Raw genomic sequence first — 15,971 nt, forward strand, 5'->3', positions numbered from 1 at the left:
CAACTATGAAGAAGCGCATGTTATTTTCTTTATTCCTTGCATTGATGCTGGTGGTCAGCGGCTGCGGTACGAACAATAATAATAACGGAAACGGTGGAGGCAATGACGGACAAGGCGGAGGCGGAAAACAAAAAACACTCAATATATTTCAGTTTAAAGTAGAAATGGCCAAACAGCTGGAGGAACTCGCCAGACTTTATGAGGAGGAGCACCCGGATGTCAACATCAATATTGAGACCGTCGGGGGTGGTGCGGACTACGGCGCTGCACTGCGGGCGAAGTTCAACTCAGGGGATAAACCGGATATTTTTAACAACGGCGGTTACGCTGATCTGAAGTTATGGGTAGAGCATCTTGAAGATTTGTCGAATGAGCCTTGGGTAGACAATTTAGTGGAAGGCGCTAGAGACCCGATGACCTTAGACGGGAAGCTGTACGGACAACCTTTGAACCTTGAAGGTTACGGTTTTATCTACAACAAGGATTTATTTGAGCAGGCAGGAATTACAGAGCTTCCGAAGACACTCGATGAACTAGAACAGGCGGCGAAGAAGCTGCAGGATAATGGGATTACGCCGTTTATGAATGGTTACGGCGAATGGTGGGTGCTGGGCAATCATTTGTCTAACATTGGATTCGCCTATGCCGATGATCCGAATCAGTTGGTCAGCGACCTGAATGACAATAAGACGACCTTCCAAGATCAAGATACGTTTAAGCAGTGGCTTGATTTGGTGGATTTGACGGTGAAATATTCTCAGCCAAATCCAGTTCAAACGGATTACAACTCTCAGGTGACAGAATTCGCTACTGGCGGAGCGGCAATGATGCAGCAGGGGAACTGGACACAAGTACAGCTGAATGAGACCAATCCGGATCTCAACTTAGGTTTTCTGCCGATGCCGATAAACAATGATCAGGAAGCGATGGACAAGCTGCCGGTAGGCGTGCCGAACAACTGGGTGGTTTGGAAGGATTCTAAAGTGAAAGATGTCGCCAAAGATTTCCTTAACTGGCTGGTTACGTCGGATGCTGGGAAAAAAGCGTATGTGGAACAGTTTCAATTCATTCCTGCCTTCAAAAATATTGAGGCCAGTGGTGAACAGTTAGGACCGCTAGCGGGTGACATCATCAAATATGTTGACCAGGGCAAAACCATCTCTTGGAACTGGTTTAAGTATCCGGGAGGCGAAGCGACATCCAAACCGATGGGAGAAATGCTTCAAGCCTACATTGCTGGAGAAGTGAATCGAGATCAGCTTTTGGAGAATTTCACGAATAAGTGGAGAGAGATATATACGGAATAGTTTGAAAAGGCATAAAGCCGTCCTATGCTTGTCCGTTGAACGGACAGCGTTGGGGCGGCTTTTTTTCACGTTACGATTTACTCTTCATAAACTATAAGATCGTTGGAAACGGTTCTAGGCACCCACGCCTATTGACTTGCTGGCTGCCTCCACCTTAATGTTATTTTGACATAAAGTGGAGCGGGTATTTACAATTTGGCTTCCGATCCATATAATTAAACCATTAATTCCAATGAAAATAGTCGGATATTAGGTGGTGAAACGATGGATCTTTGGGTAGCTGTGATGGGGCTGGCTGTGGGCTTTTTGGTAGGATTAACCGGTGTAGGTGGAGCGGCTCTATTGACCCCTGTGCTGGTAATCGTTGGTGTGAATCCTTCGATCGCGGTTGGGACGGATTTATTTTATAACTCGATTACGAAACTGTTCGGCACAATCCAGCATTACCGTCAAAAAACAATACAAATTAAAGTCGTCGGCTATCTAGCGTCAGGCAGCATACCTGGAGCCATTGCAGCCATTGGGTTGCTTACGATATTTGACCGGTTTTTTAAAAATCAAGAATCATTGATAACGCATGCTTTAGGATTTATGCTGATCGTCGTTGCGGTGGCAACGCTCTATAAGCAATTTTTCAATCGAAAGACGGAGCCAAACCGCCTGCAGCAGAAAGCGATTGAACAGAAAAAATGGCTTACGGTAGGCATCGGTTTCGTATTAGGATTTGTCGTCGGACTTACTTCCGTGGGCTCTGGTTCGCTGTTTGCATTGGCACTAATTTACTTGTTTACCATGAAGGGTGCCGAAGTGGTCGGCACCGACATCGCACATGCCTTTCTGCTTGTCACCGTGGCCGGGGTGCTGCATGCGGGATTGGGGCACGTTGACTTTGGTTTGGCTTTCAATTTATTAATCGGATCGATACCCGGCGTGTGGATGGGCAGTACGCTTTCTGCAAAATTGCCCACTAGACCGTTAAGAGCGATTGTCGCCGGACTGATATTAATCAGCGGAATAAAATTGTTAAATCCTTAAAACCCGATCGCAGGATCGGGTTTTCTTTTTACCCTTAAAGATGGCAGTTACAGTAAGCGTCACCCAAGCATGGGAAGGGGGAAAATAGGTTATTCTACAAATGCGTTCCTCGGTAGTTGAAATGGAAATGAAAGAGGGCGGTGCACTGATGCTTTATGATGCTGTAATTATCGGTGGCGGAATTGCAGGCTTGCAGGCATCGATTCAACTAGGCCGCTATGGACATCGTGTGCTTGTGTTGGATAAGGGGACGGGACGGTCTGAGCTTTGCCGAAAGTATAGAAATATATTGGGATATCCCATGGGCGTATCTGGACCGGAGCTGAGAGAGAGAGGCCGAGCACAAGCGGAGCAATACGATGTCACTTTTGTCAATCAAAAAGCGGTGATGCTGAAGCAGCAGGATGAATTTGAAGTCATCACAGACACGCAGGAAAGATATCGGGGGATGACGGTTCTCATCAGTACGGGGGTAGGCGATCGGATTCCTGACATCCCGGGAATGATGGATTGTCTCGGCGAATCCATATATATATGCCCCGATTGTGACGGCTATGAAGTCATGAATCGGCATGTCATTATTATAGGCTCGGGTAACGCAGGGGCCTCCATGACCTCGGAGCTTTCCTATTTTTCAGATCAGTTGACGTACGTGAACCACGAGCGTCAGCCGATTGATGCCAAGCTGGAGAAGGAACTGGCTTCGTTGAAGGCACGAGTTGTGCATGCTCCTGTGATCAGAGTGAATAGTACAGCTGGACAATTTCACAGCGTCGAGCTTGCAGGAGGTAAGCAGCTGGAAGGAGAGAAAGCATTCATTGCGTTTGGCGGGAATGAAGTCCGCACCCAGTTAGCTCGGCAAGCAGGGGCAGAGGTTGCGGAGAACGGCCATATCATCACGGACCCTCGCACGAAGATGACCTCTGTGGAGGGGATATGGGCTGCGGGGGATGTCGGGCTTCATTCCGAGCAGGCCGTGATTGCGATGGGTGAAGGAGCTCAGGCTGCGATTTGGATGCATAAAAGGCTGATGAAGCTGGGATTGAAGACAAGCCGAGAGCTTGTTCTTTCTACCTGAAACTTTAAGCGGGATGAGAAGGAGGATCACAGTATATGAACAGCATCGGTAAGGGAAAGGTACAGATCAAGGCTCCTGCTGTAAAGCTGGAAGCTCGTGTACCGGGTCAAGACGCTTCAGAAGAGCAGATTGAAGAATGGCAGCAGCATGACGGCTATGAGGGTGCATGCGGTATCATTCAAAAACCAGCGGAGTCGAGCCATAGGAGAGAGATGGAATGAATCAGAAACGTTCTCATCCGTCCTCTGCGGGTTCCACTCGTCCCAAGTCGCTTAACACCGATTTTATTGACCGTACGGCAGAAATGATTTTGAAGCCGGCCGCAAAATCTGACGAACCTGAAAAGAACTGACCCGCGCGGTCAGTTCTTTTCAGGTGAGGAGCTTTTTATTTTGGCAACGACTTCACTGTATTCCTGTAATGCCTTTATACCGGCAGGACTCAGTGTGTATTGGCCTTTGGCAATTCGTTCAAACCATCCATATACATTTTGCCTCAGCAAGATGCCCGCATTGACGATACCGCTGATCGCTTTTAATTGAGCGGGGGAAGACATCCCATGCTCTTCCAACAGCGCTGCGAGTAGGAGTGCTTTTTGGCGATAGGCAGTCATCCTTTTCGTACGCGTGCTGCCTCCTTGATTGAAATCCCCGACCCTTCCTTGAAATTCTTTCATCAGCTTAGCCGACTTTCGTTCCTGCAGTGGAAATTGGTACGGTTCCGGCTCGCAAATGATGTCGACAAGACCACCCCCGCGCTTCAGCAAGCTGACCGAGATGAGGCCGATACCAAGCATGCGGCATAATCTGACGACGGCCCTTTTTTTCGAACGGGTTTTGATCGGACCGCAATCCGATGGAATGACGATATATACGGTTGGACTCATCGACAATCGATCGACTGCTTGGAGAACGACTGATAAATTAAACTGCAGCTTGAGCTCAAGGATGATCGGATGCTCCAGGTCGCTTCGATATGCGACGGCATCACAGTCCATCACTTCCGCTTTGACTTCATAGCCTATGAATTCCAAATATTCCTTTACCGGTACATATAAATCGGTTTCCCGCATCGATTTCATTCCCTTGTCTGATGTAGTGACATTATAGCATAGGCGAAATGCTGATTTCTCCCGAATTTGTCGGAAACTTCTTATCCTTTTCTGCATACGTATTAGAACAACTATGAAATTCACAAGGAGAAGGATTCGGTAACGTATTGAAGCTCGCCTTCATGATTACCCAATGCCCTGGGTTCATCGAATCTTATCCATCTGCGGGCTACAAAAGGAAGGAGGCAGCCATGGATATTTTTAAAAAGCTGACAGATTACCGGACGAAGGAAAAGGAGTTGGCTTGGGAAGGCACTTTTGCCGAATATATTGAAATTGTGAAGGAAAAGCCATCGGTCGCCAAAACAGCCCATGCGAGGGTGTATGATATGATTGCTTCGCACGGCATTGAGGAAACGGCGGATGGACATAAGAAATACAAGTTTTTCGAAAACGATATTTTTGGCTTGGATCGAACGATGGAAAAGCTCGTGGAGGAATATTTCCATTCTGCCGCCAAGCGGCTTGATGTACGAAAACGTATCCTGCTGCTGATGGGACCGGTCAGCGGAGGGAAATCGACACTGGTCACCATGCTGAAAAAAGGACTTGAAAGCTACACTCGTACAGATGAAGGAGCTGTCTATGCGATCAAGGGCTGCCCGATGCAGGAGGAGCCGCTTCATCTCATCCCGCATGAGCTGAGACCGGAAGCCGAGGAAGAGCTGGGAGTTCGCATCGAAGGAAGCTTATGTCCTTCATGTATGATGAGGCTGCAGGCGGAGTTTGACGGACAGATCGAACAAGTGCCGGTACAGCGCATCTTTTTCTCCGAAGAGAAACGGATCGGCATCGGGACCTTCAGTCCTTCCGACCCCAAATCGCAGGATATATCTGAGCTGACGGGAAGTATCGATTTTTCGACGATTACGGAGTACGGCTCGGAATCGGATCCACGCGCGTATCGCTTCGACGGGGAGCTGAATAAAGCGAACCGGGGGATTATGGAGTTTCAGGAAATGCTGAAATGCGACGAGAAGTTTCTTTGGAATCTTCTTTCCTTAACACAGGAGGGCAATTTCAAGGCAGGTAGATTCGCACTGATCAGTGCGGATGAACTCATTATCGCCCATACGAACGAATCGGAATACAAAAGCTTTATCTCCAATAAGAAGAACGAGGCGCTGCAGTCCAGAATGATCGTCATGCCGATACCGTATAATTTGAAGGTGTCCGCTGAAGAAAAAATATATGACAAACTTATTCAGCAGAGCGACCTGAGGCATGTCCATATTGCGCCGCATACGTTAAAAACGGCGGCGATGTTCTCTATTTTGACTCGGCTGAAGGAAAGCAAGAAGCAGGGCATGGATCCGGTGAAGAAAATGAGACTTTACGATGGTGAATCGGTAGAGGGTTACAAGGAAGCGGATTTGAAGGAAATGCAGAATGAATTTCTGGAAGAGGGAATGACGGGAATCGACCCGCGGTATGTCGTAAACCGGATCTCCAGCGCGTTAATTCGCCATAATTTAGATCACATCCATGCGCTTGATGTACTGCGTTCGCTGAAGGAAGGACTCGATCAGCATCCGTCGATTACCAAAGAAGAACGAGTGACGTTCCTAAACTTCATTTCACTCGCTCGGAAGGAATATGACGAATTGGCGAAAAAGGAAGTACAGAAGGCGTTCGTGTATTCCTTTGACGAATCGGCCAGGACACTGTTTGAAAACTATTTAGACAATATCGAAGCGTACTGTCATTGGGGCAAGGTGAAGGATCCAGTGACTGGAGATGAATTGGATCCGGATGAGCGGCTTATGCGTTCGATCGAGGAGCAAATCGGCATTTCCGAAAATGCGAAGAAGGCGTTCCGCGAAGAAATATTAATCCGGATGTCTACCTATTCCCGGAAAGGCAAAAATTTCGAGTACAGCAGCCATGAGCGGCTGCGAGAGGCCATCGAGAAGAAGCTGTTCGCGGATCTTAAGGATATCGTCAAAATTACGACGTCAACGAAAACCCCGAACGAGAATCAGCTGAAGAAAATCAATGAAGTCATTCGGCGCTTGGTAGAAGAACATGGCTACACGACGGCCAGCGCGAATGAGCTCTTAAGATATGTAGGAAGCCTGTTGAACCGATAACCGGTTTGTGCCGGAGAGTCCACAGATGCCACAGCTTGTTTAAGCCGCCTTCGGGGCGGCTTTTTTGGTATAAACCAGATACGCCCATACTGCAATGAGGCAGGGCACAACATATTGAAATGGTACATGAAGATAGAGGGGAACCAGCTGCAAACCGATATACAAATGTTGTATGAAATTGTTAGCGATCAGGAGGGTCAAACCCATGATGCTGACGCCCATAGCGATTAAAAGGAATAACATTTTTTTGCCTTCCCGAAAAGCCGGAATCAGCTCTTGAATCCCGATATAGGATGCATAAAAGAAAACGACGATTTTAAAAAAAGCACCGATGATGAGCGTCGAGATCGCGATCGCATCAAGCCGCTGAATGAAGTCGCCAATTTGAATACGGCTAACCGCCGAGAGGAATGGGAACTGTTCCATCGATGCCCGCTCCGGACCTAGTGCCATCACATCCATCGCGATGGTCAGCATTAGAATGAGACCGCTTATCGCCAGTGAAATCAAGCAGATACGCGATAGCTTCTTCTTCTGCTGGAGTCGGTTCAAGAACATGAGAAAAACAATGGACTCTCCAAACGGGAAAGTCATGGTCAAGGGAAATGAAGCCTTTAGTATGGGACCCCATCCCTGATCCAGCACAGGCAGAAGATTGCTGAATTTCATGGAACCGCTGACCCCAAGCAATGCGAAAGAAAATACCCAGAACAGAATAAATACTGCAAATAGAATTTCACTCGTTCGACCCAGCACCGCCGTACCCAAGTAAATGCAGTATATCAGGATCATCGTCATCGTTCCGCTAATGACAAAAGGGGGCGTTTCCTGCAGGGAGGTCATCAATAGCAGTCCGGTGAAATCCCTCATGACCCTGGAAGCCAGATAAAAAAAATACATAATATACAACACAGAACAAAGAGTACCCGCATATTTGCCCAGTACTTTTCTCAGAATACCAAGCAGCGTCAGCTGCGGGAATAGGCTGAAAAGGTACAAATACACGGTGAAAATGCTGATTCCACACAGCATGCCAATCCCAATCGAAATCCATGCGTCCTGTTTTGCCTGCAGGCCCAATCCTACGATGACTGCGCTGCCCATTTCAAACAAAAAGATCATACTAAATAATTGTTGCCGTGTAATCGATGTCATGTTACTTGCTCCTTTTTTTCCTTTTCACCTTGAAATGCATCATGAGAAGTGCAGTGAACGGGATCAGTAAGCCGATGACAAGATGGAACAAATACCAAACGTTATTCACAAAGTGGGCGTAGAAAATAAAGCTGGGATATTGGCTTAACGAAAATATGATAAGAAGCAGCGATATGGGAACGATCATGAACCGATAGTTGGCCAGCTTGAAAACATCCTTCAGGTTGTCGAGCACAGCGTAATAACAGACGGCGATATTGAAATAGATCGACAAAATCCAAAAACCGCCGACCACCACCTCGATTCGCTGGAATACTTCTCCGATATGAATTCGCCGTGCTAGTTCGAAGCCTGCAAAAACACTTATACTTGCTTGTTCTGCGCCAAGTACGAGCAGCGTCAGCAGCGTAATAATCAAAATGCATATATTCCCAAATATCATTCCTCTGAACAACATTTTGGGGATTTTCTTTTGATCGCGGACCAAGCTCGTGACGCTAAGCAATAAGAACAGCTCTAAATTCGGAATGCCAATCACCGTAAGCATGCCTTGAAGGACGGGCATTACTCCTCTATCTAACACTGGCAGCAGGTTGCCTATCTTCATATCCGGAATGGAAAAAATGAACAGGATGGACATTAAAGACAGAACCCAAGGAAAAATAATTTGAGCGCTTCGGGCTATCGTATAAAATCCAAGATACATTCCAAAGGCCAGTGCACTGACAAGAAGGACTTGAATCGTGATGATCGGCGTTTCGGGCAATACGTAAGTACTGAGGAAAACGCTGGTGAAATATATGAGCGTGAACGTAAGCAGAAAATTATACAGCACGTACATCATGCCGAGCGCGGTCCCCATCCAGGGGGGAAATGCGGTCCGCAGCAGAGGGATCCAATTCAGGCCTTGTGAGCGCTTGATTAGTGCTGCATACATCCATGTGGCCAGCAGGCCGAACAGCTGTGAAGCCAGTAACGAGATCCACGCGTCTTGTCTGGCGACAGCCGAGGTGATCGAGGGGGATGCCAGAGAGGCAACCCCCAAGACAAGCATGAAGACAAGCATGCCAAGCTGCAACGCGGTGATTGGATGTTCAGTTTGATGTTGATTCACGCTCCCGCCCCCTGAGAAAAGAACACATCTTGAATCCAGCCCGTAATTGGCAGAAATAATTGAAGTACAATATCTAGCACATTTACTACCTTTCCGCCGACACCATAGTAGATGCTCATCCCAATGATCATGGTCAGCAGGATGAGAAGGAAGACCAATTCCTTCATCCATCGATTGCGGTACAGCTTTCTTCCCTCCACTATACCGGCAATGACCGCTGCTGTAACGAAGAATACAATTTCCGCCATCGACTAGTGACCTTCCAATTGATTCAGGAACGATTTGTTGAGTGTCCCTGTTCTCTGAATTGTCGTGCTGCACTCAATTTCGAATTTCATATCTGAAAAGATGCTTGGCCAATCGGACTTAAGCTGCTTCCATACCTTCGGATGCTGCTTATGGATATTTTCACCGACACCGAATATATCGGATCGCAAGGATTGAGCTTTCTTCACAGATTTCATAATCATCTTTTCAATTTCTTCATCATTGATCTGTTCTAAGGTGTTGATGGTTTTTGGATTCGTCAGGTCTTCTTTGCACCGGTATTCAGAAATATCCCCCTCCATTTCAATTTTGATCGTAGCTGTGGGAAGGCCTTGATTGATTTGAGTTTTGATTTTACTTTTGGCGCTGCGCACTTCAAGTACCCAATAATCGGATTGTTCTGGACACAGATGGTTCTTGGCGGAAATGTGAACATTGTTGGTGATGTAATTGTAGCCTCTGCTCTCGTTGGTATCTAAATAACCGACGACTTTATCTCTTCTCAATGCAGCCAGTCCGCGAAACTTCATCCGGACAGGCGGATCGATTAGCTCCACATTCGCCGGTTTCATGCCCTGCTCCTTGGAACCCGTCATGCTGAGTGTAGTAATGGCTGCTTCTTTTCCAAGGCTGATCATATCGTTGATCAATTCGTTACCGGTAATAGCGTGTGCTTCAGACCAAATTCGCTGAGCGAGCTCTAATGAATCAAACAATTTATTCGCGGGAATTTGTTCGAGCTGTGTCATGATTTTTAGATAATCGGACGCTTTGTGGTCTCTGGCGATGGCTACGTAAAAGTCGCTGCGAAATTCAGGATCTCGGGTCAAGCTTTCCAAGGCGTTCGCGATCCCTTTTTCCGCCAAATCATTCCCTAAAATAAGAATCCGCAGATGGGAAAAATAAAGTCTCCGCGGGGCACTGGTCTTCATTTCCCTGAATGCCTCGAAAATACTTTTATTTCGTGCTTCATAGGATGTCACTGTCGTTTGTCCCCCGCCTCTCCCGCCTCCGGTGTCCTGTGTCGAAATTTGGGAGGGGATGACGACCTGAACCATTACATCGAATTGATTGTTAGGCGCGGCATCGATGGATAGTCCTACGACGAGAGCCAGCTCATTCAATTCTCTGCGGCTCCAACAGCCGGTTGTGACAAGCAGTATCATTATGATGAGCAGAGCCACAGCACGCCTTCTCATGAGCCTCATCCCTCCCTGTCTCGAATGTTGTACATTATTTGTTCGAAGATGACTTCGGTGGTTTCTGCCGTATTTTGTTCTTCTTCTCAATAAACGAAGGTCGTTTGATCATTCGCCTCCACGGGAATCGAATCATCGCATCCTTCTTGTCAGCCTTCCTCAAAGGAGCCATTGGAGACATATAAGGAAGACCAAAGGAGCTGAGCGAAGTTAAGTGGAGCACCATCGCAATGAGACCGATGGTAATCCCATAAAGGCCGAAGGTCGCGCCAAGCAGCATAAATAAGAATCGGAGAATTCTAACCGCGATGGCCAAATTGTAATTCGGTGTTACAAAGTTGGCGATGGCGGTAATAGATACGATAATGACCATCGCCGCAGACACGATCCCTGCATCGACCGCAGCTTGACCGATAACGAGCGCACCTACTATTGAGACGGTTTGACCGACGGCACGAGGCATCCTTACCCCGGCCTCACGCAGAATCTCAAAGGCGATTTCCATGATGACCGCTTCCACAAAAGCCGGGAAAGGCGTTCCTTCGCGTTGTGCGGACAGACTGATCAGCAGCTGTGTAGGCAGCATTTCCTGATGAAAGGTTGTGATTGCGATGTATAAAGAAGGCGCGAGCAGCGCGATAAAGAAACATAAAAATCGCAGCAGCCGGATCAGCGAAGCAATATCGAATCGCTGGTAATAGTCCTCAGCCGCGTGAAAAAATTGAATGAATAAGGTGGGGGCGATGAGAACAAACGGCGTGCCTTGAGTAATGATCGCAACCCTGCCCTCCAATATATTGGCCGAAGCTACATCAGGGCGCTCCGTATAGTATATGCGAGGAAATGGACTGTAGCCTTTATCATCAATCAGTTCCTCAATATATCCGCTTTCCAGCACGCCGTCGATATCGATTTCGCCCAGCCTTTTTCGAACTTCCTGCAGGACGGATTCGTTCACGATCCCTTCGATATACATTAAAGTAATATCGGTTTTCGTGACCTTGCCAACGCGAAGCTCTTCACATCTCAAATGAGGATCGCGAATTCGTCTGCGAATCATACTCGTATTCGTGCGCATTGTTTCAGTGAATGCTTCCTTAGGCCCGCGAATGACGGTTTCCGAGGAAGGCTCTGCTACGTTGCGGGTTTTACCGCCGGTGACGTTATAGGTTAAGGCGACAGGAAACCCGTCGAGCAGGAGCAGACTTCTGCCATCCAGCAGCTGATTAAAGACATCATGAAAGGAATCGGTTTCTCCTAAATTGGTAGACATGAGAACATGGGATTTTAGATAGTCAACCAAGGAGTGTGGGTTGAGCGCATGTTCTACCACAGTCAATTGGGTAATTGGATGGATCAACCCTTGCTGAATCATCTGCTGATCGGTTAACCCGTCGATATAAATGATGGCGGCAGGTATGTCCTGCTGGCCGGAAATTGGGATAGCGCAGTAACGAATGATGAGGTCGTCGCTTTTCCCCATCGTTTCTTCAATGTATTGAATGTTTTCCGCCAAGGATGAATGCAGCAGCAATTGAACCTCCTTTTGCGGTACGGCCATCTGCTCTTGCATAGGTTCGGTAGGCGGCTTCTTCTTTTTGCTGCGGGATATAAATATGCTCATCGGTAGGGTTCGTTCCTTTTCCAGAAATCCGTCGAAAACTTCTTATTCATGATTTAATTATTTTCCAAGGAGCCTATTTTTATGAAAAAAATATGGAAAAGGCTCCACAACCATAGAAATAAACCTCAAAACCAGTCTTGGATCCTTTGTTGGAAAGAGCAGTTTCTTTCCAGAGCATAGGATCAACAATTTGCTGATTTTGAGGCCTTTAAGTTCAAGGGGGATTACATAAACTTGCGATGGCACTTCTTGCCATCGTATGAGAAGAGAACGGGCTTTTGCTCTACGGTCGTCTCCAGATGAATCGGTTTGCCCCACAAGCGGTATACATAAGGCAGCGTCTTCTCAATATATTTCAGATCAAGCTCGATGCCTTCGAACGAGTGAAGAAGATACAGCTCCCCTTGGCCGTTATAGTTGCCGTCGGTTACGGTCAAATAGGGAAATCCGCCGTTGACCTTGGAGAAGACGAGCTGGTCGCGGACGTTCTCCCACGCTTTGTCGGTAATTTTCCACTCGGGGCCCTGCTTCTCAAAGACGTAAAGATCCAGATCCTCGACCAACTCTTTGGTCAAATAGTTGCGCAGGAACGAAATATCCGAATCCAGCTCGCGAACCTCGAACATCTTCTCCCGACCCCAACGCTCTTCAATATCTTCGAATATTTTGAGGCCAAGATAATAAGGGTTTAAGCTGTGAGTCGAAGGCTGCACAACGCCGGAATTGAGCTTCGCATATTCGATCGTCTCTTCGGATGTTAAGTCCAGCTCGCGCATAATGCGAATGTGCCAATACGAAGCCCAGCCTTCGTTCATGATCTTCGTTTCGATCTGCGGCCAAAAGTAAAGCATTTCGTCTCGCAGCATCGTGATAATATCTCGCTGCCAATCCTTTAGCACGGTGGAATGGGCTTCAATGAAGAGAAGCAGGTCTTTTTCCGGTTTGGCGGGAAAGGGCTCGACTTCAAAGTCAGTCGGTTCAGTGATTTTCTCGGCGTGGAATTCGTCAAGTGCCCATAGATCGTCGTATTCGGAGGTCTTCTTCGATGCGGGCTTAGATTCTTGTGCAGGATGGTTCTGCTTTGGCCGTATCACACTAGGGTCAATATGCTCCTGGATGCCCAGCACCGCGTCGAGGAACGTCTCCACCTTGTCGATACCGTATTCCATTTCATATTTGCGGATGCGCTCTGCCGTTGCCGACATCGTCTCGACCATATCTCGGTTGGTGTTGCGGAACCTGGCGTTGTTCTTGAAGAAGTCGCAGTGTGCCAGCACATGGGCGACAATTAGTTTATTTTGAATAAGTGAATTTCCTTCCAAGAGAAACGCATAACAGGGATTGGAGTTGATGACGAGCTCATAAATTTTGCTTAAACCGAGATCATACTGTGTCTTCATGCGGTAAAAGGCTTTGCCAAAGCTCCAATGGCTGAAGCGGGTCGGCATGCCGTATGCGCCGAACGTATAAATGATATCTGCCGGACATATTTCATAGCGCATCGGGAAAAAGTCCAACCCAAAATCTTTGGCAATGCCGGTAATATGCTCAATGGCCGCTTCCAGTTCCAGCATCTCTTGTTTATTCATCACGGACCCTCCTTATGACTTGCCATCTGTTCACGGGTTTGATGGGGTTTATACTAATGTATTCAGAAAAAGGGGAGAAATGAGCAGGGTACGTATCTCGATTACACAAATACTGTCTTAAGAAAAACGACAATGCAGCGGATAAGAAAAAAAAAGGCTTAAGGGAGGTAGTTTCTATGTGGAAGGTGAGCGGCGAAAGAACCGCACGGTACTGGAAAGGGCTGAGCAATCGGTAACGATTTGTGGAGGAGGCAGCGCTGATCTACATGAGGAAAAGGAAGCGATGTTGTTGCCGACATTGAATCCAGCGGGAGAAGCAACGTTTTCATGAAAGTGGGCTTTTGAATGGGGATCAAAGGAAGAGAAGGAGGAAGCAACGTTTAAAAGGATGAATGACTCAAGATGAACGGATTACGGTGACATTTCGTTGGATTGAGACTGTATAAGATGTGAACGCACAATGCTCCTGATATCAACGAGTGTCTCCTGATTGCATTCACGGCAGGAAGAACCCCACAGCGTTCTCTCATTATGCAGCAAACCACATCTCTTACAAATGACAAGTAATTGACTTTCTTGAAGTACCTCCTCCATATTATTCCAATGATCATAGAAATGCACGTCGTTTGGATCATACTCAAGCGGGGAGTGAAGAGGCCATTTATGCAGCCGTACGGATTGGATCAGGGAATCTCTCATATTAGGGCTCAGATGGTTCAGTCTGATCTCTGCTGCGGATTTGTTCACACCGCATTTTGCAGCCAGCTCTTCGGGCACAAGATCCACGACATGCTGAAATACATAATTGGGCATAAGCAGTCTGGAGGCAAACCAATTCGCCTCGACTTCCATCACCGAGTTCATTGATGCTGGGATCGCTTGACTGTTCACAAGATATTGACCATGCAGTAAGATATGCCCGAGTTCATGAGCAAGGGTGAAAAATTGCCGTTTTTGAATAATGTCTTCATTGTACGTAGCTTCAGGATCAGGATCCGTGGCCAAGAAAATAAAAAATTTAGAACGCTTCTTTTTTGAAATTTTCAGCATATAACCGTCAGGTCCGAACAATTCTTCTCTTCTAATTTCCCAGTTATGCGATTGAATATAGGCATCGATAGGTATTGGCGGCTGGGGGTTTCCCAATTCACGAAGCACGGCTTTCGCCGCTCGATTCCGCAAGTGTGAATCGGGGATGCTTCCAATTCGGTAAATACAATGTCGCTAACCCCCATTCTTCAATCTTCTTCCTCTTCCTCGAAAGCCTTTTTAGCCTCTTCCATGAGTTTAATGAATTTAGCATACGCCTTCGGCGATAAATCTTCCCTCGCGCGCATAAGAAATTGGACTTCTGGTTCCTCTTTGATTTCATCCATAGATTGGACGGAAGGGGCGTTCCTGTGCTGGGGAGGTTCAGAAGCCGAAGTCCGTTCCGGATCGTCTGTACGACCTAGTAAATAATCGGTGGTTACACCAAAAAAGTCAGCAAAGCTGTTCAGTTTATCGGAATCCGGTTCCCTCTTTCCATTCTCATAGCCGGAGATCGTTGATTCTGCCAATTGGAACCTTTGACCAAACTCTTTTGCCGTTAACCCACGTTCTTTGCGCAGTTTACGCAAACGATTTCCATTGAACATTGTCATCACCTGTCTTATATTATACCATTCACTACGCAAAGTGTGAAGTTTATTCTGAAATAACTTTGCATAATGCATTGAAATTTGTTTGTTCAAGTAGTATGATGAATAAACAATGCAAAACGCAAAGTAGATCAACAGAATATGAAATGGAATCGGCGAACCATCGATTAAAACTATGCATTTTGCGAAGTTTGGTGAAATGTGCAATACCCAAGCCCTCCGATTCCGAACAATGAAACGATAACTTAAACACGATCAATACATAAGAGAGGATGGTAGTGATGATGGCGGCAGAAATCGACTTTGGACAGGTGGAATGGTTTCAGACGGTCACTCCAGCGGAATATCAAAAAACAAAAAAATGGCTTTCACAATTTCGAAAAATGAAGACGATGCTTAATGAATTCGGCGCAGCGCCAGAAGACATTCAGCGGCTTGTACAGGATATCGAAGCAGCGTGCCGAGTGATCATCGATGAGGATTCGAAGAAGATTATTGAAATGAGATATATGGACGGAATGGCTTATAAGATCATTGTGATGAGATATGAAAGCATCATGAGTGAGAGTACCGTCAACCGAAGGCTCATTGAAGGAATTGAATCTGTGGCGAGAACGCTCAAAATGCTCGGTTACTTAGGGCTTGCTGAACGATTAAAAAATCCAGTAACAGCAAGGGTTTGAGGCATTCTTTGTCGAATTCATATGCAAGGAAATCGTTGAAATACGATGAAAAACCGTGCACATGGAGGATGACGATCAT

General features: G+C 46.8%; 17 protein-coding genes. 8 read left to right on the plus strand and 9 right to left on the minus strand.

Going from position 1 to position 15,971, the window contains the following annotated elements:
* Nucleotides 1–5: 5 nt before the first annotated feature.
* The 5 genes from ACFPXP_RS12255 (at nucleotide 6) to ACFPXP_RS12275 (ending at nucleotide 3,772) form a co-directional block, all read left to right on the plus strand.
* Complete coding sequence (locus ACFPXP_RS12255; RefSeq protein WP_379894519.1) at nucleotides 6–1,307, plus strand: ABC transporter substrate-binding protein; 1,302 nt, start codon at nucleotides 6–8, stop codon at nucleotides 1,305–1,307.
* 264 nt (nucleotides 1,308–1,571) lie between these two features.
* Nucleotides 1,572–2,342, plus strand: a complete 771-nt coding sequence (locus tag ACFPXP_RS12260; RefSeq protein ID WP_379894521.1) for a sulfite exporter TauE/SafE family protein — start codon at nucleotides 1,572–1,574, stop codon at nucleotides 2,340–2,342.
* A 100-nt stretch (nucleotides 2,343–2,442) separates the two neighbouring features.
* A complete protein-coding gene (locus ACFPXP_RS12265) occupies nucleotides 2,443–3,420 on the plus strand; it encodes an NAD(P)/FAD-dependent oxidoreductase (RefSeq protein WP_379894522.1) in 978 nt (325 codons plus the stop codon).
* A 35-nt stretch (nucleotides 3,421–3,455) separates the two neighbouring features.
* Complete coding sequence (locus tag ACFPXP_RS12270; RefSeq protein WP_379894523.1) at nucleotides 3,456–3,641, plus strand: hypothetical protein; 186 nt, start codon at nucleotides 3,456–3,458, stop codon at nucleotides 3,639–3,641.
* Nucleotides 3,638–3,772, plus strand: coding sequence for a hypothetical protein (locus tag ACFPXP_RS12275; protein ID WP_379894524.1), 135 nt, complete (start codon nucleotides 3,638–3,640; stop codon nucleotides 3,770–3,772). Before ACFPXP_RS12270 ends, ACFPXP_RS12275 begins: the two co-directional genes overlap by 4 nt.
* Before the next feature lie 9 nt (nucleotides 3,773–3,781).
* Here ACFPXP_RS12275 and ACFPXP_RS12280 read toward each other — a convergent pair whose 3' ends face one another.
* Entirely contained in the window at nucleotides 3,782–4,492 is a 711-nt protein-coding gene (locus ACFPXP_RS12280; protein ID WP_379894525.1) for a DUF2161 family putative PD-(D/E)XK-type phosphodiesterase, read from the minus strand.
* 230 nt (nucleotides 4,493–4,722) lie between these two features.
* Here ACFPXP_RS12280 and ACFPXP_RS12285 point away from each other — a divergent pair, with 230 nt between their 5' ends.
* On the plus strand, nucleotides 4,723–6,621 hold the full coding sequence (locus tag ACFPXP_RS12285; RefSeq protein WP_379894526.1) for a PrkA family serine protein kinase: 1,899 nt from the start codon (nucleotides 4,723–4,725) through the stop codon (nucleotides 6,619–6,621).
* 39 nt (nucleotides 6,622–6,660) lie between these two features.
* Here ACFPXP_RS12285 and ACFPXP_RS12290 read toward each other — a convergent pair whose 3' ends face one another.
* From ACFPXP_RS12290 to ACFPXP_RS12315, 6 genes are all read right to left on the minus strand, one after another.
* The gene (locus tag ACFPXP_RS12290; protein ID WP_379894527.1) at nucleotides 6,661–7,776 is read right to left on the minus strand and encodes a GerAB/ArcD/ProY family transporter; all 1,116 of its coding nucleotides are present in this window, start codon (nucleotides 7,774–7,776) and stop codon (nucleotides 6,661–6,663) included.
* A gap of 1 nt (nucleotide 7,777) precedes the next feature.
* On the minus strand, nucleotides 7,778–8,890 hold the full coding sequence (locus ACFPXP_RS12295; RefSeq protein ID WP_379894528.1) for a GerAB/ArcD/ProY family transporter: 1,113 nt from the start codon (nucleotides 8,888–8,890) through the stop codon (nucleotides 7,778–7,780).
* On the minus strand, nucleotides 8,887–9,138 hold the full coding sequence (locus tag ACFPXP_RS12300; RefSeq protein WP_379894529.1) for a hypothetical protein: 252 nt from the start codon (nucleotides 9,136–9,138) through the stop codon (nucleotides 8,887–8,889). Before ACFPXP_RS12300 ends, ACFPXP_RS12295 begins: the two co-directional genes overlap by 4 nt.
* Before the next feature lie 3 nt (nucleotides 9,139–9,141).
* On the minus strand, nucleotides 9,142–10,356 hold the full coding sequence (locus tag ACFPXP_RS12305) for a Ger(x)C family spore germination protein (RefSeq protein ID WP_379894530.1): 1,215 nt from the start codon (nucleotides 10,354–10,356) through the stop codon (nucleotides 9,142–9,144).
* Nucleotides 10,357–10,390: 34 nt separating this feature from the next.
* Nucleotides 10,391–11,980 (minus strand): spore germination protein, encoded by a 1,590-nt coding sequence (locus ACFPXP_RS12310; protein ID WP_379894531.1) that lies wholly within the window; start codon nucleotides 11,978–11,980, stop codon nucleotides 10,391–10,393.
* Nucleotides 11,981–12,204: 224 nt separating this feature from the next.
* Nucleotides 12,205–13,569, minus strand: coding sequence for a SpoVR family protein (locus tag ACFPXP_RS12315; protein ID WP_379894532.1), 1,365 nt, complete (start codon nucleotides 13,567–13,569; stop codon nucleotides 12,205–12,207).
* Nucleotides 13,570–13,747: 178 nt separating this feature from the next.
* Between ACFPXP_RS12315 and ACFPXP_RS12320 the strand changes: the two genes are divergently transcribed.
* Nucleotides 13,748–13,900, plus strand: coding sequence for a hypothetical protein (locus ACFPXP_RS12320; protein WP_379894533.1), 153 nt, complete (start codon nucleotides 13,748–13,750; stop codon nucleotides 13,898–13,900).
* An 80-nt stretch (nucleotides 13,901–13,980) separates the two neighbouring features.
* Here ACFPXP_RS12320 and ACFPXP_RS12325 read toward each other — a convergent pair whose 3' ends face one another.
* Together ACFPXP_RS12325 and ACFPXP_RS12330 are read right to left on the minus strand one after the other, a co-directional pair.
* Entirely contained in the window at nucleotides 13,981–14,727 is a 747-nt protein-coding gene (locus ACFPXP_RS12325; RefSeq protein WP_379894534.1) for an ImmA/IrrE family metallo-endopeptidase, read from the minus strand.
* Nucleotides 14,728–14,807: 80 nt separating this feature from the next.
* Complete coding sequence (locus tag ACFPXP_RS12330; protein WP_379894535.1) at nucleotides 14,808–15,206, minus strand: helix-turn-helix domain-containing protein; 399 nt, start codon at nucleotides 15,204–15,206, stop codon at nucleotides 14,808–14,810.
* A 284-nt stretch (nucleotides 15,207–15,490) separates the two neighbouring features.
* Between ACFPXP_RS12330 and ACFPXP_RS12335 the strand changes: the two genes are divergently transcribed.
* Nucleotides 15,491–15,892 carry a hypothetical protein gene (locus tag ACFPXP_RS12335; RefSeq protein WP_379894536.1) on the plus strand — a complete coding sequence of 134 codons (402 nt, stop codon included), beginning with the start codon at nucleotides 15,491–15,493 and terminating at the stop codon, nucleotides 15,890–15,892.
* Nucleotides 15,893–15,971 lie beyond the last annotated feature (79 nt).

The organism is Marinicrinis lubricantis (assembly GCF_042658665.1).
Classification (GTDB): domain Bacteria; phylum Bacillota; class Bacilli; order Paenibacillales; family KCTC-33676; genus Marinicrinis; species Marinicrinis lubricantis.

Excerpts from the sequence above, each read along its gene's own strand:
- ACFPXP_RS12300 (WP_379894529.1), bottom strand. The coding sequence starts at position 9,138 with ATGGCGGAAATTGTATTCTTCGTTACAGCAGCGGTCATTGCCGGTATA.
- ACFPXP_RS12305 (WP_379894530.1), bottom strand. The coding sequence starts at position 10,356 with ATGAGAAGGCGTGCTGTGGCTCTGCTCATCATAATGATACTGCTTGTC.
- ACFPXP_RS12315 (WP_379894532.1), bottom strand. The coding sequence starts at position 13,569 with ATGAATAAACAAGAGATGCTGGAACTGGAAGCGGCCATTGAGCATATT.
- ACFPXP_RS12330 (WP_379894535.1), bottom strand. The coding sequence starts at position 15,206 with ATGTTCAATGGAAATCGTTTGCGTAAACTGCGCAAAGAACGTGGGTTA.
- ACFPXP_RS12280 (WP_379894525.1), bottom strand. The coding sequence starts at position 4,492 with ATGCGGGAAACCGATTTATATGTACCGGTAAAGGAATATTTGGAATTC.
- ACFPXP_RS12260 (WP_379894521.1), top strand. The coding sequence starts at position 1,572 with ATGGATCTTTGGGTAGCTGTGATGGGGCTGGCTGTGGGCTTTTTGGTA.
- ACFPXP_RS12310 (WP_379894531.1), bottom strand. The coding sequence starts at position 11,980 with ATGAGCATATTTATATCCCGCAGCAAAAAGAAGAAGCCGCCTACCGAA.
- ACFPXP_RS12275 (WP_379894524.1), top strand. The coding sequence starts at position 3,638 with ATGAATCAGAAACGTTCTCATCCGTCCTCTGCGGGTTCCACTCGTCCC.
- ACFPXP_RS12290 (WP_379894527.1), bottom strand. The coding sequence starts at position 7,776 with ATGACATCGATTACACGGCAACAATTATTTAGTATGATCTTTTTGTTT.
- ACFPXP_RS12265 (WP_379894522.1), top strand. The coding sequence starts at position 2,443 with ATGCGTTCCTCGGTAGTTGAAATGGAAATGAAAGAGGGCGGTGCACTG.
- ACFPXP_RS12255 (WP_379894519.1), top strand. The coding sequence starts at position 6 with ATGAAGAAGCGCATGTTATTTTCTTTATTCCTTGCATTGATGCTGGTG.
- ACFPXP_RS12335 (WP_379894536.1), top strand. The coding sequence starts at position 15,491 with ATGATGGCGGCAGAAATCGACTTTGGACAGGTGGAATGGTTTCAGACG.
- ACFPXP_RS12270 (WP_379894523.1), top strand. The coding sequence starts at position 3,456 with ATGAACAGCATCGGTAAGGGAAAGGTACAGATCAAGGCTCCTGCTGTA.
- ACFPXP_RS12285 (WP_379894526.1), top strand. The coding sequence starts at position 4,723 with ATGGATATTTTTAAAAAGCTGACAGATTACCGGACGAAGGAAAAGGAG.